The sequence below is a fragment of the Acidicapsa ligni genome, from assembly GCF_025685655.1.
Taxonomy (GTDB): Bacteria; Acidobacteriota; Terriglobia; order Terriglobales; family Acidobacteriaceae; genus Acidicapsa; species Acidicapsa ligni.
Map to the genome: position 1 here is coordinate 296,945 of NZ_JAGSYG010000001.1, position 20,804 is coordinate 317,748.

22 protein-coding genes are annotated in these 20,804 nt (G+C 57.1%); 11 read left to right on the forward strand and 11 right to left on the reverse strand.

The genetic code is table 11. The annotated features are described in order from the left end of the window. Window positions 1-65 precede the first annotated feature (65 nt). Together OHL19_RS01175 and OHL19_RS01180 are read right to left on the reverse strand one after the other, a co-directional pair. Window positions 66-638, reverse strand: coding sequence for a hypothetical protein (locus OHL19_RS01175; protein ID WP_263355747.1), 573 nt, complete (start codon window positions 636-638; stop codon window positions 66-68). Between the two features lie 81 nt (window positions 639-719). Then, window positions 720-1,139 carry a group III truncated hemoglobin gene (locus tag OHL19_RS01180; RefSeq protein ID WP_263355748.1) on the reverse strand — a complete coding sequence of 140 codons (420 nt, stop codon included), beginning with the start codon at window positions 1,137-1,139 and terminating at the stop codon, window positions 720-722. Window positions 1,140-1,260: 121 nt separating this feature from the next. On the opposite strand from OHL19_RS01180, the gene OHL19_RS01185 reads away from it, so the two are divergent. From OHL19_RS01185 to OHL19_RS01200, 4 genes are all read left to right on the forward strand, one after another. Further along, window positions 1,261-3,774, forward strand: coding sequence for an endonuclease MutS2 (locus OHL19_RS01185; RefSeq protein WP_263355749.1), 2,514 nt, complete (start codon window positions 1,261-1,263; stop codon window positions 3,772-3,774). A gap of 138 nt (window positions 3,775-3,912) precedes the next feature. Beyond that, entirely contained in the window at window positions 3,913-4,989 is a 1,077-nt protein-coding gene (locus OHL19_RS01190; RefSeq protein WP_263355750.1) for an acyltransferase family protein, read from the forward strand. Window positions 4,990-5,005: 16 nt separating this feature from the next. Beyond that, complete coding sequence (gene folK, locus OHL19_RS01195; RefSeq protein WP_317890534.1) at window positions 5,006-5,674, forward strand: 2-amino-4-hydroxy-6-hydroxymethyldihydropteridine diphosphokinase; 669 nt, start codon at window positions 5,006-5,008, stop codon at window positions 5,672-5,674. Between the two features lie 43 nt (window positions 5,675-5,717). Then, window positions 5,718-8,009 (forward strand): TonB-dependent receptor, encoded by a 2,292-nt coding sequence (locus OHL19_RS01200; protein ID WP_263355751.1) that lies wholly within the window; start codon window positions 5,718-5,720, stop codon window positions 8,007-8,009. Between the two features lie 42 nt (window positions 8,010-8,051). Here the strand turns inward: OHL19_RS01200 and OHL19_RS01205 are convergent, their stop codons facing one another. Together OHL19_RS01205 and OHL19_RS01210 are read right to left on the reverse strand one after the other, a co-directional pair. Then, window positions 8,052-8,966: a hypothetical protein gene (locus OHL19_RS01205; RefSeq protein WP_263355752.1), complete on the reverse strand. Its 915-nt coding sequence runs from the start codon at window positions 8,964-8,966 to the stop codon at window positions 8,052-8,054. After that, window positions 8,963-9,277 carry a PadR family transcriptional regulator gene (locus tag OHL19_RS01210; RefSeq protein WP_263355753.1) on the reverse strand — a complete coding sequence of 105 codons (315 nt, stop codon included), beginning with the start codon at window positions 9,275-9,277 and terminating at the stop codon, window positions 8,963-8,965. The genes OHL19_RS01205 and OHL19_RS01210 overlap by 4 nt, the downstream gene beginning before the upstream one ends. A 133-nt stretch (window positions 9,278-9,410) precedes the next feature. Between OHL19_RS01210 and OHL19_RS01215 the strand changes: the two genes are divergently transcribed. After that, window positions 9,411-10,187: an ABC transporter ATP-binding protein gene (locus tag OHL19_RS01215; RefSeq protein WP_263355754.1), complete on the forward strand. Its 777-nt coding sequence runs from the start codon at window positions 9,411-9,413 to the stop codon at window positions 10,185-10,187. Continuing rightward, a complete protein-coding gene (locus tag OHL19_RS01220) occupies window positions 10,177-11,865 on the forward strand; it encodes a hypothetical protein (RefSeq protein ID WP_263355755.1) in 1,689 nt (562 codons plus the stop codon). Before OHL19_RS01215 ends, OHL19_RS01220 begins: the two co-directional genes overlap by 11 nt. A gap of 48 nt (window positions 11,866-11,913) precedes the next feature. Here OHL19_RS01220 and OHL19_RS01225 read toward each other — a convergent pair whose 3' ends face one another. Further along, a complete protein-coding gene (locus OHL19_RS01225; protein WP_263355756.1) occupies window positions 11,914-12,405 on the reverse strand; it encodes a GNAT family N-acetyltransferase in 492 nt (163 codons plus the stop codon). Between the two features lie 88 nt (window positions 12,406-12,493). Here OHL19_RS01225 and OHL19_RS01230 point away from each other — a divergent pair, with 88 nt between their 5' ends. From OHL19_RS01230 to OHL19_RS01240, 3 genes are read left to right on the forward strand one after another with little or no spacing between them, the layout of a single operon-like run. Next, complete coding sequence (locus tag OHL19_RS01230) at window positions 12,494-12,739, forward strand: hypothetical protein (RefSeq protein WP_263355757.1); 246 nt, start codon at window positions 12,494-12,496, stop codon at window positions 12,737-12,739. A gap of 17 nt (window positions 12,740-12,756) precedes the next feature. Further along, the gene (gene tgt, locus OHL19_RS01235; protein WP_263355758.1) at window positions 12,757-13,923 is read left to right on the forward strand and encodes a tRNA guanosine(34) transglycosylase Tgt; all 1,167 of its coding nucleotides are present in this window, start codon (window positions 12,757-12,759) and stop codon (window positions 13,921-13,923) included. A 12-nt stretch (window positions 13,924-13,935) separates the two neighbouring features. Continuing rightward, the gene (locus tag OHL19_RS01240) at window positions 13,936-14,601 is read left to right on the forward strand and encodes an O-methyltransferase (protein ID WP_263355759.1); all 666 of its coding nucleotides are present in this window, start codon (window positions 13,936-13,938) and stop codon (window positions 14,599-14,601) included. 27 nt (window positions 14,602-14,628) lie between these two features. Here OHL19_RS01240 and OHL19_RS01245 read toward each other — a convergent pair whose 3' ends face one another. Further along, a complete protein-coding gene (locus OHL19_RS01245; protein WP_263355760.1) occupies window positions 14,629-15,132 on the reverse strand; it encodes a MarR family winged helix-turn-helix transcriptional regulator in 504 nt (167 codons plus the stop codon). A gap of 84 nt (window positions 15,133-15,216) precedes the next feature. On the opposite strand from OHL19_RS01245, the gene OHL19_RS01250 reads away from it, so the two are divergent. Together OHL19_RS01250 and OHL19_RS01255 are read left to right on the forward strand one after the other, a co-directional pair. Beyond that, entirely contained in the window at window positions 15,217-15,987 is a 771-nt protein-coding gene (locus OHL19_RS01250; RefSeq protein WP_263355761.1) for a VOC family protein, read from the forward strand. A gap of 124 nt (window positions 15,988-16,111) precedes the next feature. Further along, window positions 16,112-17,347 (forward strand): alpha/beta hydrolase-fold protein, encoded by a 1,236-nt coding sequence (locus OHL19_RS01255; RefSeq protein WP_263355762.1) that lies wholly within the window; start codon window positions 16,112-16,114, stop codon window positions 17,345-17,347. Between the two features lie 310 nt (window positions 17,348-17,657). On the opposite strand, the gene OHL19_RS01260 is transcribed toward OHL19_RS01255, so the two are convergent. The 5 genes from OHL19_RS01260 to OHL19_RS01280 all read right to left on the reverse strand — a co-directional run bounded on the left by OHL19_RS01260 (window position 17,658) and on the right by OHL19_RS01280 (window position 20,785). Continuing rightward, the gene (locus OHL19_RS01260; protein WP_263355763.1) at window positions 17,658-18,170 is read right to left on the reverse strand and encodes a tetratricopeptide repeat protein; all 513 of its coding nucleotides are present in this window, start codon (window positions 18,168-18,170) and stop codon (window positions 17,658-17,660) included. A gap of 66 nt (window positions 18,171-18,236) precedes the next feature. Then, entirely contained in the window at window positions 18,237-18,758 is a 522-nt protein-coding gene (locus tag OHL19_RS01265) for a hypothetical protein (RefSeq protein WP_263355764.1), read from the reverse strand. 3 nt (window positions 18,759-18,761) lie between these two features. Beyond that, window positions 18,762-19,040, reverse strand: a complete 279-nt coding sequence (locus OHL19_RS01270) for an RHS repeat-associated core domain-containing protein (protein ID WP_263355765.1) — start codon at window positions 19,038-19,040, stop codon at window positions 18,762-18,764. 370 nt (window positions 19,041-19,410) lie between these two features. Then, window positions 19,411-20,316 carry an RHS repeat-associated core domain-containing protein gene (locus OHL19_RS01275; protein WP_263355766.1) on the reverse strand — a complete coding sequence of 302 codons (906 nt, stop codon included), beginning with the start codon at window positions 20,314-20,316 and terminating at the stop codon, window positions 19,411-19,413. A gap of 130 nt (window positions 20,317-20,446) precedes the next feature. Further along, window positions 20,447-20,785: a cytochrome C oxidase subunit IV family protein gene (locus OHL19_RS01280; RefSeq protein ID WP_263355767.1), complete on the reverse strand. Its 339-nt coding sequence runs from the start codon at window positions 20,783-20,785 to the stop codon at window positions 20,447-20,449. Window positions 20,786-20,804 lie beyond the last annotated feature (19 nt).

Below are 20,804 nucleotides of genomic sequence, written 5' to 3' on the forward strand. Positions count from 1 at the left end.
TCGATCCGCGACGGTTACCTAAACGGCGACCCTGGCCTGAGTGCCTGCTATCGGATGACCGGTCGTTATCCTTGAGCCATCGCCTCATATCCAGCCGCGTTGGATGTGTTCAGCAGCACGATGAGCGTCCATATCCCTATCGCCGTTCCCAGGGGAAAACTAAACAGCGAGAAGAAAGCGGCGACAATCGCCACCCAACGTCCCCAGGGAGCCTTTTGCCGTAGTCCTACTCCGGCTGCAACCGCCAACCCGGCTCGGAGAGCCAATGCTACCCAGCCCAGCCGGACGAAGAACAGCGGCATGCCTGGGCCGTTGAAAAATTCATGTAAACGACTGTGCCCGTGATCGAAGCCAGAGAACGGGCCATGAGCCCAGTTTCCCATCCATCCGCCAAGAAAAGCTTCGGCAAAAAACAGCCCGATCACCCCAAAGAAAATCATGAGTCCGGCATACAACAACCAGCCAACCGACAGCGCATTGAAGCGCCGCTCCAGGTAGCTCAGGTTCGGAACAGGGATGATTCCCGGTTGCACGTCTACTACGTTTGTCCGCCCACACTGAGGGCAAAAAGCCTGTCCCGCGACTAAAGCCTGTCCACATCCACCGCAATACATAAGCGCCTCCAACCCTTCCGGCACTAAAACCTAATTTCCGGCTAACGATAGGTACGCGCTCTCCATCTTTCTTGTTCCATAATCCATACTTTGCCCCTGGCTTAATCAGGATCCAACTTTTGAGGGGATGATGCCCAGTCCGCCCTGCCGCGCAGCAATCGCCCGCTGAAAAGTCTCCGCAATTCGGCGAGATTTCGTCACAAAAAGCGCGGCATGTGCGGGCACAAGCTGCTCCGATGCAGTTTCAGCAAAGAGCGCCAGCCACCGCTCAAAATGCTCACGATTCAGTTTCGGCAGCCTCAGGTGTGTTTCCAGTGGATTGCCTTTAAAAGAGCCTGTGCCCAGCATGGATGAGGCCCAGAAATCCTTCAGCAGGGCGAGATGCGCGGGCCAGTCCTCCACCTCCTGCAGGAAGATTGGACCAATCAATGGATCGAGCTGGACCTTGCCATAAAACACGTCTACAAGGTTATCGATCTCGGCCAGTGTGATCTGCGGCGTTGAATCTGCGGATAGATTACTCATACTTAACAAGATGCGCTCCCCAGGCTCCTGGTGACAGAAATCCTGCGCCGGTCTGTCTTCTGCAACGATAGATTGCACTTGTAATACAGGCTCTTCGCATACCAGCTACGATAGTTACAGTATGCCGCCGCCTGACACACATCCAGATTTCCCACTCGCTTCCCTGCTCGATCCCATCCCCGCACCCGTTACTCACCTCGATGCGCACTCTCTGGAGTGGAAGCCGTTTCTCACGTTGCTGGCAACCTACTCCGCATCGCGACCGGGACGCACATGGATCGAGGCGCTGACTCCCTCGACGGATCCAGCCTGGATTGAGCGGCAGCATCAACTGATCGTTGAACTTCGCAGCCTGCTCAACTCCGCGGTGAGCATCCCGCTAGGCGGCCTGTTCGATCCGACACAACTCGCGGCCAAATCCCAGATACCCTCCGCGGCGATGGAACCGGAAGAGCTTCAGGCCATTGGCCGGCTGGCGAACGATATCGGCGCCTGGCAGGCAATCATGCGCAACCCGCCCGCCAGCGCTGCGAATGTCATCTTCGGGCTGCAGGATGCCAGCTCCGCACTCACCGTCGATCTGCGTCCACTCGCGGAATCCATCGACCGCAAGCTGCTGCCCGATGGCACTCTTGCTGACGATGCCAGCCCTGAGCTTTCCCGCATTCGCAATGACCAGCAGCGCCAGCAGAGAGTCATCGAAGAATCCCTGCGCTCGGCCCTGCGTAAGCTCTCCACCGATGGCCATACCCAGGACGATCTGATCACGATTCGCGGCGATCGCTTCGTCATCCCAGTCAAATCCGAGCAGAAGCGGCGCGTATCCGGAGTCGTTCACGGAGCCAGTTCGTCCGGCCAAACAGTGTATGTCGAACCGCTCGAAACGATTGAGCAGAACAACGAGCTCGTTCGCCTTCTCGAAGAAGAGCAGGCTGAGATTCATCGGATCTTCGTTGCCCTCACGCGTCTCGTGGGCGGTTACGCCGAACAACTCGTGGCCGGTGCGCGCGTTCTGGCCCTGGTTGATTCTCTACAGGCACGTGCCCGTTTCAGCATGGACTACGACTGCGTTCGCCCTGTCTTTTCAGTCGATCCGGCTACTGCTGTTTTCCGTCTTGAATCCGCTCGACATCCACTCCTGGAGAAACGGCTTCGCGCCTCCGGCGGCAGCATCGTCCCTCTGACACTTCAGCTTGAGTCATCGGCACGACAACTCATCATCTCCGGCCCGAACACCGGCGGCAAAACAGTTACCCTCAAGACCACGGCGCTGCTCGCCATCATGGCCCAGGCTGGAATCCCTGTTCCTGCAACAGCGGCCACGCAGCCTGTCTTCACTGCATTCCTTGCGGACATCGGCGATGCTCAGTCCATCGAACAGGCCCTCTCGACCTTCTCCGCACACATCACGAATATCGATCGTCTATCGCGCCTGGCCACGCCATCTGCGCTGGTTCTTTTGGACGAGCTCGGTTCGGCCACGGACCCCGATGAAGGCTCTGCGCTGGCCGTGGCGATTGCCGCCTACTTCCTCGGCTCCGGAGCATGGTCACTCATCTCCACGCACCATACGTCGTTGAAAGTCTATGCAGCGAATACACGCGGTGTCGTCAACGCAGCGGCCGGTGTGGACGAGCTGACACTGGCCCCCAACTACCAGCTTCGCCTTGGTGTTCCGGGAGCTTCCGCGGGCATCCAGACCGCCGAACGGCTCGGCCTCAACCTGGATATTATTCGCGCTGCGCACGACCGGCTCGGCACCCAGCAGGTAGATATCGCACGGTTCCTTCAGAGCCTGCATACGCAACTCGTTGAGCTTGAGGCAGAACGCAAAGCTGCCCGCGCTGAGCAGTACAGCCTCAACCAGGAACGCGCACGCCTCGCTCGTGAAGGCGACGTCGAACTCAAAAAGCGCACACGCGAACTGGAACTAAAGCTTGGCTCTCTGCTGAAGGATTTCGAATTTCAGATGCGCCAGGCAGTTGCCGCAATCGATGATCGCACCGCTCAGCTCAAGCTCTCCAAGGAGTCTGAGCGCCGCATCCAGCGCCTGCGCCGGGACTTCGAAGAGCAGTTCAATTCGACGGTTGTCGCGCATAAATCAGGGGCGGACGTCGGCGATCCGAATGCCCAGCCTCACGTCGTGCGAAACATAGCGATCGGCGACCAGGTGCGCATCAAGAGCATGAACAAGATCGGCACCGTCGCGCGGGAAGTGGAAAAGGATCTCTATGAAATCTCACTCGGCGCGTTGAAAATGCGCATCAAGCGCGACGATATCGCCGAAGTGGTCAATCCGAACAAAGCCGATCAGAAGCAGACTCCTCTGAGCGCCGTCGCGCGGCAAAAGGGCGTTCGCGTAACCGTGACCAGCAGCGGATCGGAGGATATGAAGTCCGAGATCAACCTCATCGGTCATACCGTGGATGAGGCGACACACGAGTTGGAGAAGTATCTCGATCAGGCATTCCTCGCTGGCCTGCCGACCGTTCGCGTGATTCATGGCACCGGCATGGGCATTCTGCGGCGCGCTTTGCGCGAGTTCCTCCGCACTCATCCGCACGTCGCTTCCATCCAGGAGCCTACCCACCAGGAAGGTGGTGCCGGTGCTACCACCGTTACCCTCCGCCAGTAGGTCTGGTCCACCTGCCTCACCCACGATTTCTAAAATGCCGCGATTGGACAGGCATCTATAGAAATCCGCTGTCAGATGTTACGTTGAATCAGAGCGCAATCCGCTCCCACCGTCGCCAGATCAATCCATGAGGCCTCAGTGAAAACCACCACTAAGCTCAATAATATTCAGTTGTTGCGTGCGTTTGCAGCGGTTGCTGTGGTTGTGTTTCATACCGGCTTTGCATTTCCTAGCATGCGCCCGTTCGGCTCGTTTGGTGTGGATGTATTCTTTGTCATCAGCGGCTACATCATGGCCCGCATCCTTGACCCGGCGAGTGACTCCAGCAGCGATTTCTTCTTCCGCCGCCGCGTTTTGCGCATCGTACCGCCATACTGGTTCTTTACGTTGCTTCTCTTCCTGGCGTCGCTGTGTATTCCCCAACTGATGGGCTCAACTCGCGCCGACGGCTTCGATCTTGTCAGAAGCCTCCTGTTCATTCCTTTTACCAAGGGAAGCGGCCTTATCCAGCCCCTGTTGTTCATCGGCTGGAGTCTTAATTACGAGATGTATTTCTATCTCACCCTGGCCATAGGATTACTCATTTACAAGCGCTATGCGGTTTGGATTGGCTCATTCCTCGTCATCGCGGTCATGCTCGTCTCCGCCCATTTCGCCGCACAAAGCGTGGCTGCCCAGTTTTATTCACGTGAGATCGTTCTGGAATTCATCCTCGGCATTCTCAGCTATTACCTCTGCCGCGCATTCCCTGATCACGTTGCGCGGAGGATTCGCTGGCCTTCTTTGATCGTGTGTATTGCCGCCGCATTGCAATTGATCGCGATTCAAGGGATTTTCCCGCCGTTGCGTCCTCATTTGCCTCTGGAGCGTGTTCTGACGCTGGGTATCCCCTCCTTCTTACTCGTTGTGAGCGCGAGCCTGCTGTCTCAGGGCAAATGGGATACAAAGTTTGCTTCGCTGGTTCTTATCGGCGACGCAAGTTACATCCTCTATCTTGTCCATCCTTATTGCGAATACTCAATTGGACGGACCCTGGGGAAATACCACGACTGGTTGAAACTCGATTCCGTGTGGAGAGCTTTGATTCTCGTTACGGTCTCCATTCTCGTGGCAGTGCTGATCCATCTCTACGCCGAAGGCCCGGCCGTTCGCTTCCTCAACCGCAACTTTGGCGGTAAGCGGAAATCTGTCGAGTTCATCACACCGGCCGCCTAAGCTCTCGCACCAGATCATGGCATGGTGCAAAGTTGTTACCCTGAGTGCAGTGACAGAAACCGCCTACATCGCTCTCGGCTCCAACCTTCCCAGCCCCGCTGGCTCGCCGCAAGAGACGCTCTCCGCAGCGCTGACACGGCTTCGCGGACTGGGCAGTCTAACCGCCTGTTCCTCGTTTTACCTCACGCGGCCGGTCGGCTATGCGGATCAGCCGTCATTTCTCAATGCCGCGGCTGCGCTCCAGACCAGCCTTGAACCTCAGGCCCTTCTGGAACATCTGCTGGAAATCGAACATAGCTTCGGCCGCGACCGCACCAACGGCATTCCGAACGGCCCGCGCACGCTCGATCTCGACCTCATTCTCTATGGAGATCGAATCATTCATACCGAGACGCTTCATCTCCCCCATCCCCGCATGGCAGAACGGTCTTTTGTACTCGTTCCGCTGGCTGAAATCGCGCCAGACGTCATGCATCCAATCCTGCACAAGACTATGGCATCCTTGCTGAAGGGCTCGCCACACTTAGAAGAGGATTTTCCCAATGGCACTCGGTTTGCTTCTCCTGGGTTTGCTTCTCCTGTCTGTCCGGACCCTGTCTGCCCCGATCCGATCGGTTCGGATCCAGTCGATTCCGATCAAGCCAGACCAGATCAAACAGACCAGGATTTCATCCCGCCCTCTTAACCGGATCAGCGTTGTTTTCCGGGTTTCCGCGCTCGCTCCAGCGATGCTCCTATCCCTGGTTTTCTCCTGCGCATCCGCATGGGCTCAGCAATCTTCGTCTACCCCTGTTGCAACCGATCGTACGTCCGATCCGGCGCCAACCAAGGCACCGGTTACGCCCAGCACACCAGTGACAGCCAGCGTGGTCGATGCCATGGGTTCTCCTGTCTCCGGCGCTCGCGTTCTTGACTGCTCCGGCAGCCTCCTCGGCACCACCGACGCGGCTGGCCGCCTGGCACTTGCCTATTCCTCAAGTGTCCGTTCCTTAAGCTGCCCGGTCACGATTGAGGCGCAGGGATTTTCTACACGCAAAGCGCAATGGCAGGCAGGCATTCCGATCACTCTGGATCTCAGTTCAGTCCGCGAGAATATTTCCGTCACCGCATACCGCACACCTATGGGCGATCTCGAAAGCCCGGTCAGCACGCGCCTGCTCACGCAAACCAATCTCCAGCAAGCCGCACCGATCACGCTCGACGGCCAGCTACGGCTTGTCCCCGGTGTCGAAACATTTCGCCGGTCGAGTTCGCTGGTTGCCAACCCATCGTCGCAAGGGCTAAGCCTGCGAGGACTAGGATCTACATCCGCAAGCCGCACTCTCGTCACGCAAGACGATGTTCCGCTGAATGACGCCTTTGGCGGCTGGATTCATTGGGAGGAGTTGCCGGAGCTTTCCATCCGCAGCGTGGAGCTGGTGCGTGGCGGAGCCAGCGACCTCTACGGATCCAGTGCTATTGGTGGCGTGGTGAACGTTATTCCTATTCGGCCAACCGGCAATTTCGCCGAGCTTAACTCCAGTTACGGCTCCGAAAATACCTACGACGACAGCCTCCTCGTCGAGGGCCATCATGGCCGCTGGGGAGCGATGGCCACGGGTGGCGTTATCGGCACCGATGGCTTCACCCAGCTTTCTCCTGACGTGCGCGGCCTGGTGGATATTCCGTCCAATGTTCACGCACAGAATGGCCTCATTCTCGCTGATCATCAGCAGGGCAACCTGCGCCTTTTCCTGCGCGGCAGCATTATGAATGAGGCCCGAGGCAATGGCACGCCCGTCCAGACCAATGGCACTCGGCTGTGGCGTTACTCCACCGGCAGCGACTGGACCAATGCCAGTGGCGGCGCTCTGACCTTCCGCGCCTACGGCTCCGCCGAGCATTACCGCCAGACTTTCTCAACCATCGCCTCGGACCGCAATTCCGAATCGTTGAACCGCTTTGTACGCACGCCGGATGATGAAATGGGAGCCGTACTGCATTGGAGCCAGCCTCTCGCTCCCGGATTACTTCTCGTAGCTGGCGCCGACACACACGACGTACGAGCGCTGGACGAAGAGACCACGTACAAAGGCAATGTCACCAGCCCCATCAATCTCAGCGACCGTCAGCGCCAGACCGGAGCCTACGCCGAGTTGCTTTACATACGCCAGGCGTGGACCATCAGCGCCTCTGGCCGCATCGATTGGTTCAGCAACTTTGACGGCGTGCGCATTCAACCTGCCCAGGCGCCGCTTGCCCAGTTTGGCGAACGCGTCTTCGATCCTCGCCTGGGCATATCCCGTAAGCTCGGTCAGCACTTCGCTCTTTCGGGCAACGGCTTCCGCGCTTACCGCGCTCCCACACCAAACGAACTCTATCGCTCGACCCAGGTGGGCAGCCTGCTGACTCTGCCGAACAACAATCTGCGCAGCGAACGCGCCACAGGCTGGGAGACGGGTATCGCCATGGAGCAGCGCTGGGGCACGCTGCGCACAAGCTACTTCTGGACCCGCGTCAACCGCCCCATCACCGCCCTGACGACCGATCCGACATCGAACCCAATCCAGCTCACGCGCGAAAACCTGGGCCGAATCGAGAGCCGCGGCATCTCTGCCGATCTTGAGCTACAACCGGCACGATGGATGACCATCAACACCGGCTACCAATACACAAACGCCACAGTGACCCAGTACGCCCAGCAGCCTCAGCTCGTTGGCAACTGGATTCCCCAGGTAGCGCACCAGATGGGCACCCTGCAGATTCGCGGCTACCGCCGTGCCATCGGCACACTCAGCCTGCAAGGCAAAATCAGCGGACGTCAGTTCGATGACGACGCCAATACCTACCTGCTGCGTGGCTATTTCAAGCTGGACGCATACGCTTCTCACGATATCGGCCAGCGCTGGGAAATTTACTCGTCCGGCGAAAACCTCTTCGACCGCTCAATCGACGTCGGACGCACACCGCTGCTCACACTTGGCACTCCGCGAGTCGAGCGCATCGGCTTTCGCCTCAAACTCGGCGCTCCCGGCAAATAGCTTAACCGGGCAGCAAATAGTTCAAACAGGCAGCAACGGAATCTAAATCTGAAGCGAAAGCGTCATCGGGTCCTGCTCCACCCAGCGGTCGTACCAGCACCAGCTACCACGCATCTCGGGGACATGCAGCAGGCCGTGTCCATCGGTGCAGACCATCTCCATGCCGCTCCAGTAAAGAAAGTTGTACGATGGCCGGCCAACCCGCATCGGCTGGCTCAGCAGGCGCAGGCATTTCTGGCATCGCTGTTCCTGATTAAGGAGTGCCCAGCGCAAGCCAACCGTCACCACGACGGTCGAAAAGATCAGCTCACCCCAGTCCGAATAACGGCCCAGGGCCGCTCGCATTGGAACGAGAGCCATCATGGTTGTCAGAAAGCCAAGCGCGAGCGTCAGGATCATCTTGGCGACTAGAAATAAGTTCCATCGCGCACGCGCCGAGAGACGCAGCCTGCCGACATGCTGGCCCTCGCACCGCAGCGGTCGCAGCGGATATGTCGCCATCGCCACAAAGATCGCCGGTAGAGCCACAAAGATGAAGCAGCCGAAAAAATGCCGCCCCAGGATGTGCAGAAACGTATGCCAGGAACCGAGCAGCGTAAACTCTGTTACCGCGCTCAGCAGGCAATACAGCGAGAGAACGGTAAGGCACCATCCCGCAGAGCCGCGAGCGCTGGCTCGCAGCCAGTCAACCCTCAGCCATCCAGCGTCGGCAATCAGTCCGTAGCCAAGGCTCAGAGCCTCAGACAGAGCGCCGTGTGCCGGTCTCGCTCGTCGCGAGCCATTCTGCAACTGCCACAACTCGGCACGCCACTCCTGCGCCCACTCCGATCGTTTTTGCGCCGGTACCAGCAGCTCGGCGATTGGAAATGCCCACCGGTCCAGCTTCTGCATCAGTCGCTGGCGTGCTGCTCGTGGCCCATTTTGGCTCGACGCGAAATCTTCTCTGCGAAGGCTCATTGAGTCTTCACCATCTTCTCCGGAAGCAGCCGTGAAAGGAGTGGATATCGCCTCGTGGCGGTCGACTCTGCCTCTTTGCCCGCCCGGGTAAGAGAGTAGTACCGCCGCGCGGGCCGCTGCTCCTTCAAAGCATCTTCCTCCGCTTCCCAGTTCGAAGAAACGAACTCATCCCGCTCCAGCCGCCGCAATGCCGGATACACCGTGCCGCTCGGTAACCCGGTGACTTCCATGATCTCGAAGCCGAACTGATATCCAAGGCTCAGCGCCTTCAGGATGATCGCAACGGTATGGGACAACTTGCCTGCACTCATATTTCCGTACTCATAGCCTGCTCGCAATCAAGATACCTGAATCCGATACCTAAAGTCTGCACTTGACGTTTTCATGAGAAGTGTACTACATAGGGTATGTCGAGTAAATGACCGTCCGCAAACTGGAGAGTCCATGCTGGAAGTGAAAAATGTCACCAAACGCTACCGCACTATCCCCGCCGTGCAAAACGTCAGTTTCCTGCTCAAACAAGGGGAGATTCTCGGCTACCTCGGCCCCAATGGCTCGGGTAAATCGACTACCGTCAAGATGATTACCGGCATGATCGAGCCCAGCGACGGCGTGATCCTCTTTTGCGGAAAGAATATCCATGACGATTTAGCGGGATTTCGCGCCCATCTCGGCTATGTCCCAGAAGAAGCGCAGGTCTACACCCATCTCTCCGGGCTCGAATACCTGCAACTGGTTGGCCGCCTCCGCGGCATGCCGGAAAAACTCATTGACACCAAGGCTCGCGGATTGCTGCAGCTTTTTTCTCTCGAAGCCTCGCAATACTCCGCTATCTCCGACTATTCCAAAGGCATGAAGCAGCGCGTCCTGCTCTCTGCCGCACTGCTGCACGATCCGCAACTTCTCATCTTCGATGAACCTCTCTCCGGGCTCGATGCCGTCACCGCTCGCCTCTTCAAAGACCTGCTGGTCCTGCTGGCCCGCGAAGGCAAAGCTATCCTCTACATCTCTCACGTGCTCGAAGTTGTAGAGCGCGTCTGCGACCGCGTCATCATCCTCGCGAAAGGCAACGTCGTAGCCGACGCCTCACCCAGCCAGCTCACCGAACTAACCAGCCTGCCCGATCTTGAAAGTGTCTTTGCCCAGCTCGTTCAACAGACAGACACAGAACAAGTCGCCCGCGACCTGGTGCAGGTCATGAAGGTTAACCATGCCCAATAACAAGATTCGCAGCCGAACGCTCTACCATCATTTCTTCCGCCGCTTCTTCGACAACGACACGCTCTCTCTTGAAGCGGAAACGGAAACGACGGTCATTCGTGCGCTCTGTACCTGCGCCGTGCCCGCGCTGATGGTCGCCTTCTGGCTGTTTGCCCACTATGCCAATCGCCCGGTCTGGGCGGTCGCCGCGGATCGATATTTCTTCGTTCTCTACTCCTTTGTCGTCATGGGCGCGGTTGCTACTTTTCAGTGGGACATGCTCTTCCCCGATCGTGCTGATTTTCTAATCCTGCTGCCGATGCCGCTTAAGTCACGAGATCTGTTTTACGCCAAAGGGAAAGCAGTGCTGAGCTTCCTTGGCATGTTCCTGGTTGCGGCCAATCTCTTTGGACTGATTTTCTTTCCTGCTGCCAGCACACCCAGAGGCGGAAGCTACTTTCATTGCGCATGGGCTCACCTGGTTGCGGTTACACTTGCGGGCATCTTCGCAGCACTCGTCATGCTTGCGATCAAGGGCGTCATGCTGTGTGTCTTGCCGTCACGATGGTTCGGGCTGATTTCGCCCATATTGCAATCGCTTTCGATTACCGTTCTACTGCTCGTCCTCTTCCTCTATCCGCTGCTTGCCAGCCACATGCAGATGCTTCTGGAAGGCCACGCCACATTCGCCGGCTTTATTCCGCCACTCTGGTTTCTCGGCCTCTATGAACAACTCCTCTACGGCAGCTCAGCGCCGGCGGGTGCCTATGCGCTGGAGTCCATCGGCCTGTACGCAACGGCGGCAGCAGCCTCGCTCGCAGTACTCACCTATCCGCTGGCCTGGTCGCGTCAGAAAAAGCGCGCACTCGAAGGAGCATCCAAAGCGCGGGGACAAAGCAGCAGTGTCATCGCCAATCTGCTGCACCGGACTTTGCTCTCAAGGCCGCAACAACGCGCTATCTTCCACTTCATCAGTCAGACCATTACCAGGAGCACGCGGTATCAGGTGTACCTCGCGATCTATTCCGGAGTAGGCTTTGCGCTGGCTCTGTGCAGCGTCCTTACTCTGCAGGTCTTGCCGAATAACTCCACCGGCAAACTGTCCTTCGCGCTCTCAAATTCCGGTCTCCACGCAGTCCTGCCTCTGCTCCTGTTCTGGCTCGTAACCGGCCTGCGAGCCGCTTACGCCTTCCCGGTGGACATGCTCGCTCGCTGGGTCTTTCCTATCAATCTTCCCTATCCGGGCAACGACGCCAAGGCAGCTAAAACCTGGGTTCTGCTTTTCTGCGGACTTATCACGAGTGCGGTCTTCTGCATCCTTCTGGCCCTCAAGTGGAGTTATCTCGACCTCGCCCTTCAAGCCATTTATGGAACCAGTCTGTCTCTGCTTCTCGCCGATCTCTTCTTCGTAGGCCGCACACAGATTCCCTTCACACGCCCTCGCATGCCCGGTCGCACCAATCTGCCCATCGTCTTCACCCTCTATGGCGCAGTCTTCCCGCTGCTGGTCATTTTTACCGTAAAGCTGGAGATTGCAACCGAAACGAAGCTGCACATTCTCGCCTGGATTCTCTTCGGCACGGTGACCGCGCACGTCCTGCTTAAAATCGCCGACTATCTCGCGCAGAGGGGCATTATTGGCGGCTTTCCTGAGGATGAAGGCGATGAGGGTCCGCAAACGCTGGGCCTGTTCTTATGAAAAGATCCGCAGCGCTTATTCTTCGCCAGTGCTTGCTCTTCGCCAGCACTACTCTTCGAGCGATCGCCACATCACCAATGCGTCCACGAATCCCAGCACGGGATGTTGAAACGCGCGGGGCAAACGGCCAACTTCCGTGAAGCCATGCCTCTGCCACAGTTGCACGGCTCGCTCATTGGTGCTCACCACGAAGTTGAACTGCATCGCGCGAAATCCGACAGCGCTACCGAACCCCAGCGAATGCTCGCACATCCTGCTAGCCACACCGCGGCGGCCAGCCCACTCCGCCGTGACATAGCCGCAATTGCAAACATGCGATCCACCGCCGCGCTGGTTGGCGCGCAGATAGTACGAGCCAACTACCGCCCCGTTCTCCTCAGCGACAAAGACCCAGTTTCCTGGCGCAAACCAGTATTCCAGCGCTGCCTCGTTCGGCATATCCGTGGGCAACGCAAAGACTTCTCCAGCGCGAATGACCGGTTCCAGAATCTCCCACAGATTCTCCCAATCGCGAATCACCGCATTGCGAATCTCGATCATCTCTAAAGTCTACAAAATACGCGATGTCCGATGCCTTGCTTACAATTTGCCCCTACTTTGCTACCTTTTGTGGAGAGGAAGAATATTCATGAGCAATTGTCCGCCAATGACCTTTGAAGGCATCTCAGCAGCCCAATATGCAATCCTGCTCCAGACTGCGCAATCCCAGGGACTCAACCTCACCGGCGAATCCGGCAGTACAAGCTATCAGGGCATGGACTTTACCTGGAACTACGATCAGGCAAACCAGACGCTTGCCATCCAATGCACCGGAAAGCCCATCTTCATCCCTTGCAGCATGATTGAAGCCAAGGTCCGTTCCGTAGTCGGCTAAGCAAATACAATCGAACTGTGGCTTTCCGTTTCGAACTCCTCAACACCCAGTCTTCCGGCCTCGGCAGCGCTCGGCGCGCTCGCCTTCACCTGCCCCACCAAACAGTGGAAACCCCTGTCTTCATGCCCGTTGGCACGCAGGGCACCGTCAAAGCTGTGCCGCAGAGCATTCTTGAAGAATTGGGCCCAGGCAGGCAGGGCGCGCAGATCATCCTCGGAAACACCTATCACCTCTATCTCCGCCCCGGTCACGATCTCATCGCGCGTCTCGGTGGCCTGCACAAATTCATAAGCTGGCCCCGCGCCATGCTCACCGATTCAGGCGGCTTCCAGGTCTTCAGCCTTTCAAAGCTCCGCAAGATCTCCGGCGAAGGCGTCAAATTTCGCTCGCATCTCGACGGCAGCAGCCACATGTTCTCGCCCGAACACTCCATGGACGCTCAGATAGCTCTCGGCGCGGACATCTGCATGGCCTTCGATGAATGCACCGAATATCCCGCTGACGAAACTCGCGCAGCCGAAAGCCTGAAATACACCATGGCCTGGGCTGCCCGCAGTTTGCAGCACTTTCGCGCCAATCAGCACAAAGTTCCGTGGCACGGCGACGCAAGCCTCGCCAACCCGACAAATCCCGACGGCAGCCCGGCCAGCCAATCCCTCTTTGGAATCGTTCAGGGCGGCATGTATCCGCATCTGCGCCGTGAAAGTGCAGAGCGCTTGGTCGAGATGAATTTTGACGGCTACGCCATCGGCGGCCTCAGCGTTGGCGAGCCCCGCGAGCTCACCCGCGAAGTCATCGCCACCGTTCTGCCGCTGCTCCCGGCGGACAAGCCGCGTTATGTCATGGGTGTTGGCTTCCCCGACGAGATCGTCGAATACGCTCGCATGGGCGTCGACATGATGGACTGCGTCATCCCTACCCGCGCCGCCCGTCACGGCCTGCTCTTTACGTCGCAAGGCCGCATGAATATCAAGAATCGCCAGTTCGCCGAAGACCCAAATCCCCCCGACCCCAACTGCACCTGCATGACTTGCAGCCGCTACAGCCGTGCCTATCTGCGCCACCTGATGCAAACCGGCGAACCCCTGGGCGGGACGCTTAATTCGATCCACAATCTTGCTTTCTATCTGACAACAATGGCAAACCTTCGCCAGGAACTCGAAGGATCTACCCCCACCAGCTAAGGAGAATCAGCGATGTCCAGGACCAAATGGGCCGAAGTCGACAGCTACCTAACGGACAAACTCATCTCGCCCGATCCTGTCCTCAAAGCAACTCTCGCCGCCAATGCTACCGCCGGTCTTCCATCGATCGACGTATCTCCAACGCAGGGCAAATTTCTTCACATGCTGGCCACGATTCAAGGGGCAAAGCGCATCCTTGAAATTGGCACCCTCGGCGGCTACAGCACCACCTGGCTGGCACGCGCGCTACCTCCCGAAGGCCGCCTTATCTCGCTCGAATTCGCCGCCAAACATGCGACTGTAGCTCGCGAAAATATCGCACATGCCGGTCTATCCGAAATCGTAGAAATCCGCATTGGCCCAGCCGCGGAATCCCTCGCTCAGCTTCACGCAGAAGGAACTGCGCCATTCGATCTCATTTTCATCGACGCCGACAAACCGAATAATCACACCTACCTCGAATGGGCCTTGAAGTTCTCCCACAAAGGCACGATTATTCTCATCGACAACGTGATCCGCAACGGCGAAATCTCGAACGCACAAAGCACCGACCCCAACGTTACGGGAACACGTGCGATGTTCGAGATAATTGCCGCTAACCCGCGACTGCAAGCCACCACGCTGCAAACCGTAGGGAGCAAAGGCTACGACGGTTTCACCCTGGCCATCGTTTTGTAGGGCAAAATGGCGGGTGATCCATCGTCTTCATCCGCCACATTTCAGGGTGCACAAATCCTGCCTGAGCCTGTCCGCATTCGATGACTGCCCCAGCTCGGCTTCGACTGCGGCATGCTCGCTCACCCATATTGGCACCGCTTTTGCCAGCACTCTTCTACCCTCTATAGTCAATCTCAACACCTTGCTGCGACGGTCACCCTCCTCCGCCTCAAGAGTTAGCAGATCGCGCCCGTATAGCACGCGTGCCGCGGCAGTGAGTGTCGTCCGGTCCATCCCCAGCAGTTCTGCGACGGAGCTGACCGTTGCCCGCGGCACTCCCGGCAAGTTGGGCCGATTCAGGCTCATCAGCAGCGAGAATTGCCCATTGGTCAACCCAACCGGCCTCAAAGCCATATCGAACCGCCGGGCCAATATCCGCGCAGCTCTTTGCACGTGCAGGCATAAACAGGTGTCGCGCACCAGCAACGTCGTGGAAAACGGAATCTCGATAGCCTGACCTTCCCTGGCTTGCACAGCAAATTCATTTGACATGTCTAGGATTATGTTGATATCAACTTACCCAGTCAAATCGACGCTCTGAAATCGGCGCGTCCTGAAAGATAGGAGATTTCCGCAATGTCTAATCCACAGGGAAAATTCGGCTGGTATGAGTTGATGACGACAGACACCGATGCCGCCGGCGCCTTTTACAGCAACGTAGTTGGCTGGACCACGCAGGCAGTCGGCGGCCCCGACATGCCTTACACCACCTTCAACATCGGCGGCACCGGGGTGGCCGGGATGATGAAGCTTCCCGAAATGGCAGGCTCCAAACCATCCTGGATCGGCTACATCCATGTTGACGACGTCGATGCCTATGTCGATAAAGTCACAGCAGCAGGCGGCAAACTCCATAAAGCTCCATTCGATGTTCCTGGCATGCTTCGCCTTGCCGTCTTCGCGGATCCGCAGGGAGCTGCGTTCATTCTCTTCACGTCCAACCCTGCTATGCCGACGCCGCCCAATCGCCCAGCCGCTGGCTCTCCTGGCACAATAAGCTGGCACGAGCTGATGGCAACCAACGGCGCTGCCGCATTCGACTTCTACACCAAGCTCTTCGGATGGGCAGAGGCAGGTTCAATCGACATGGGGCCGATGGGCGCCTATCAAATGTTCCTCCAGGACGGAAAACCCTCGGGGGGCATAATGACAAAACCGGCCGAGGTCCCGGCTCCATTCTGGACATTCTATTTCCAGGTTGACAACATCAATGCAGCCATCGAACGCCTGAAAGCTGGCGGTGGAAGCGTCATCAATGGACCACATCAGGTTCCGGGCGATGACTGGATCGTACAAGCCCTCGACCCGCAGGGCGGCATGTTCGCGCTTGTCAGCAAAACCGCCTGACCGTCCGACGACTATTCAACGACTTGCAGGCAATCCACCGAAACTCCGGGGCGTGGCACTAAACTACATGCCCCGGTTCACTCCTCTCTTTCCTTCCAACGCTCAGTGTGTTTGGATGGAAAGCATGCACCCATTTCGCCTGCCATGCAGCACGGGACTGGCTGTTCTGGCTGCAGCCCTCTTTATTTCGTTCCCTCTCTTTGCCCATGCCGCCACGCAACCGGCTCCGCCTGCGCAGGAAACGGGTTTCCTCAACCGCACTCTCGAGATTCATGGCGTTCCCTACAAATTTCAGGTCTATCTCCCTGAGGAGTATCGCCGACCCGACCCTCACGCGAAACCTGCGAAAGATGCCAGCAAAACCGTCCGAAAATGGCCCATCATCCTCTTCCTGCACGGTCGCGGAGAGCGCGGCAGCGAGGGAATGTGGCAAACCCAGATCGGTCTCCCGCAACAATTGCGGGACCATCCGGAACGCTGGCCCTTCGTCGTCGTCATGCCCCAGTGCCCCCAGCGCCATTTCTGGACCGACCCCGACATGCTGCAGATGGCCATCGCAAGTCTTGACCAGGAGCAGCGCGAGTTTCAAACCGATCCAGACCGCACTTATCTGATGGGCCTCTCTCTCGGCGGCTACGGCGCCTGGGAGCTTGCCAGCCAGTATCCCCATCGCTGGGCAGCGATCGCGCTTGCCTCCACGGGCATCTTCTGGAGTTACGCTCCGGACCGTTGGCGCGAGTCTTCAACCCTGCCAGCCGAGTACGCGCGACGGCTCGGACGCACCCCGATCTGGCTCTTTCACGGGTCAGACGACACCACGGTCATCCCCCGCCAAAGCGAGTTGATGTTCGATGCCTTCAAGGCCTCGAACGGGCATGTCCGTCTCTGGATTTTCCAGGGACTGAAACACGATTGCTGGACCCGTGCCTTCAATGAACCTGAGTTACCGCGCTGGCTGCTCTCTCACTACCTCAATTCGTTTGGACAACCGGTCCACACCACACCATTCGGTCAGCCGGCATCCACGGAAGGTCAGCTTCCTCCTCTCGCCGAGCACCTGCTGGTTCCACTCCACCCGCCTGCGATCAAACTTCCTCCATCGCTGCTGGACAGCTACGTCGGCGAATACCGTGACAGCAGCAACGTCCTCGTGGCAACCATTCAACGCCAGGGCGAACAGGTCTTCCTGCGCAACGGCCAGGGCGATGTCGCTGAAATTCAGGCGGAATCGCAGAACACCTTCTTCTATCCCACAGGAAGCCTGACCCGCCTCGCCTTCGAACACGATCCCCAGGGTCATGTAACAGCTATCCTCTATCACGATGACCGCCACGATGAGCGCTGGGAGAAGCGTAAGTAGAATCTCCGCCAAAATAGCCAAGGCCCGATCCCGCATCGCGTTCCTTGCCGGTATAACGGGACTCTACGCGGTTCAAGAGCAAGCCTGCCCACAAGCCTATTGCAGCCGTGGAGTTACGCTCGTCGATGCCCTGATGTGGTGCAGATTTCTAGCTCGGAACCCCCTGATGCGGTTTTTCTCTTAGCAGCACGTTTGCCGCCACCCAAGAATCCGGCTAGGGTGACACGTCACCCTAAATGCTATGCGTAGCATGGCTCTCTTTGCGGCAAGGATTTGCGGGTCAGGATGAGAGTTTAGAATGCGAAAGGGACTATGTGCATTTCTTGTTATGCTTCAATATCTCATACAGTAGAGATTGAGCCTCTTCCCTTTCGTCGTCGCTTAGATCGCTAGGGCTTAACATTAGAGCTTGTCGTAGCGGGCCCACAGCAACCTTCTGGCCGCTGCGCCCAGATTTGTACATCTTCGCTAGTTCAAGATATGCACTGCCCGCCCTCATTGCTATAGCCTTCTTGAACCAAGCCACTGCGGATCTGACCTTACCTTGCCTCCTTAAATCTATAGCTAGATTCAGTGCTCCAGACCTGTCTCCATTCTTATATGCCTCTTTATACCAGCGGGCAGCTTCCTCTGTGTTCCTCCCTATCCCTTTTCCATCTGAATAGAAATTGCCGAGGTTGAGCTGACTGCCAGCATGCCCAATCCGTGCGGCTTTCAAAAGACAGTTGAATGCCCTCTTAAACTCGCCCCGCTCCTCGTGTTCCTCGGCCACAGCAAAAAGCTTTTCCGGGTCCAACTCCTCTTTCAGTTTCACAGATTTCATATGGCTCCTTGCCGGGGCTTAATTTCAATCGATTCAGATTGCCTGCGCAGGTACATCTAGCTAAGATCAGCAATTCGGAAGGACTTGAAAAGCGAATAACCTCCACCACCAGGCTACTCCCTCCGCACCCGCTGCACCCGCAGTCGCAGCGGCTCCCGCGGCGTAGGCCCATTTGGGATCGCCGGGGTTAAGCCCGTATTGTTTTCCCCACTCAATGCTCTTGTTTATACGCTTCCCGGGGCCTTTGGGATCTTTCACTGACCATCCGACAATCTGACCGTTTTCTTTTCGCGGCTGCACACCCTTGGTTGGATTGGGGTTTTCATGCTGTGTCCCTCGCTCGCTCTTCATGCTGAAATACGCACCGGCTGCAAGTGCAGTTGCGTTGAATGCCCATTGGGGCGGTATGACATATGTATGGCCCGCGTTTGGCTGAATCGCTGGGCGAGTTTGTAGCTGAGGCGTAAAGTTTGGATCTGATGGAGGCTGAACCTCTGGGCCGGTATCGCCATTATTCGACGACGAACCCCTTCCGCTTGTAAGCCAACCCCACACTGCCCCCGCAGCAGCAGTAACCGCACAAGCCACGTCCTAAGTGGCTCCTCCGGGGCAGTCGAGATGTCCATCGTCATCTACATTCGTTATCGGATTATTCTTCACATACCCATAAAGATTTAGACTCTGTGGATTCTCCAAATCAGCGTATGGTACCGGCTCTGGATCGTCGTCATCGTCGTCGTAATCAGGGCTCATTAACCGGCCCATTGAACTCGCGTAGTAGCTGGCCCCGAAGTAGCCGTTACCTGATTCGGAATCCCGTTCTTTGCCGGTATAACGTGGCCCTTCCGAACAAAAAGCGGAGTGCGTCATACATGCATCTGTGGTGCGGATGCCGACCCTCTCCGTCTTCGGAGTAGAGCAAATCCGATGCACGATAGGCCGATGAATATAATCTCAACACTATGCTGGTACAGAAACCACGGAACGGATTTCTCCTCATTAGAGTGAAACCACAGATCATAGGCATTGGCCGCAAAAAGCAAGCAACCCAAAGCCGTCGTAGCCAAAGGCCATCTACGGAAGACGAACATCGACAATGAAGTCAAAGCCCACACGACTCCTACCGCATAGAGCAGAAGCGGTTGCCCCGGAAGCGGAAACCCCGAGAAGAGCAGAATAACGCCTTCGGTAGCAAGGCAAATTGCCATCAGAACCATGCAAAGAATAACCATCGTCCCACCTACCATTGTTTCGCTTCTGTGCCGGGCGCAAGAATGTGACCTCGGAATGGCGTCTGATCGCCCTTCGTTAGCCACAGCCGTAACGCGGCCGATCCGGATGCCTTCAGATTGCTTCGAGCGGCGTTGTATAACGCTTGATTGCAACCCTGGGCAGCGGATGCTTGCTGGAGGGTTAAAGTGGCGGATGAGCTAGTGTTGACCGAAGCATCGAGTCCAGCTGCCGCATAGCATTCGTCGTGAGCCTTACAAGCTCTGTCCATGACTCCGGTTGGGTCCCCCGCTCCTCCGGGGCCACAATAGTGCGTCATGAAAAACCGGTAATACGGAATATCTGATCCGCCAGTGAGATAGTGTGACGCGTTTGCGTATGCGATACCGAAATCCGCGAGATACCCTCCCACCCAAACAGACGTATCGGCGGTCATTCCTACTGCGGTTGCGGTTACGGAAACAGATTGATCAGATCCCGTTACGCCGTGCAATGTCAACGTTCCGTCTTGGTTTGAGCTTGCCCAATCAACACCTGGTGCATAGGTTCCAGGCGTCTCCCAGCGTCCACCCTGACCTTCACAACCACCTTGGTTGCCTGTCTGCTTATCATCTTCAGCGTCGAAACTCCCATCGTCCCAAACACACCGCAGTCCATCTGGGTCTATGTTCTTTAGTGGGTTGTTTTGAGCGTAGCTGTATAGGTTCAGGCTCTGGGGATTCTCTGGGTCGGCGTAGTAAAGCCCAGATGGATCTGGACTGGAGAAGCGGCCCATGCTGGAGGCGTAGTACCTTGCCCCGAAGTAGTCGTTTCCTGATTCGGAGTCGCGTTCTTTGCCGGTATAACGGGATGCGTTTAAAGCACAAGGGTACACAAAACTCGGAGTGCAGTCGTAGACGAAATCAGTTTGCATCATAGGGACGTGCCACCCTCAACCCGATGTCCTAGGCAGTGTACTTTTGATCCAAGCGAAACGTCTCTCCTCTAATAAAGAAGACGCGACCGGAATTCCGGTCGCGTCTTCGCATCTCAAAGTTATCTGAGAACTACCACTGCCCCCAGGCGCGGCTGATGTAGTCCGAAAGCGACATGCCTACGAGGATGAGAAAGGTAAAGATACCTGCTCCCACCGTCAGCTTCATCAGCTTTGAGCTGTACTTGATATGCATAAAGAACAGGATCACAAGCGTCGCCTTGATCACTGCAATCAGGATTGCCAGTACTGGATTCCATGGTCCTAATTCGAGGTACGAAGCCCCGATCGTAAGCGCCGTACCAAGCAGCAGGCAGCAAAAAATGGTGAAATAGGTCAGCGGCCCGACGATATGCTGCTCGTTTTCCGTGTGACCCGAGTCGGGATCATGATTTGCGAAATGTTCAGACATAACTCTTGTCCCCTGAGAG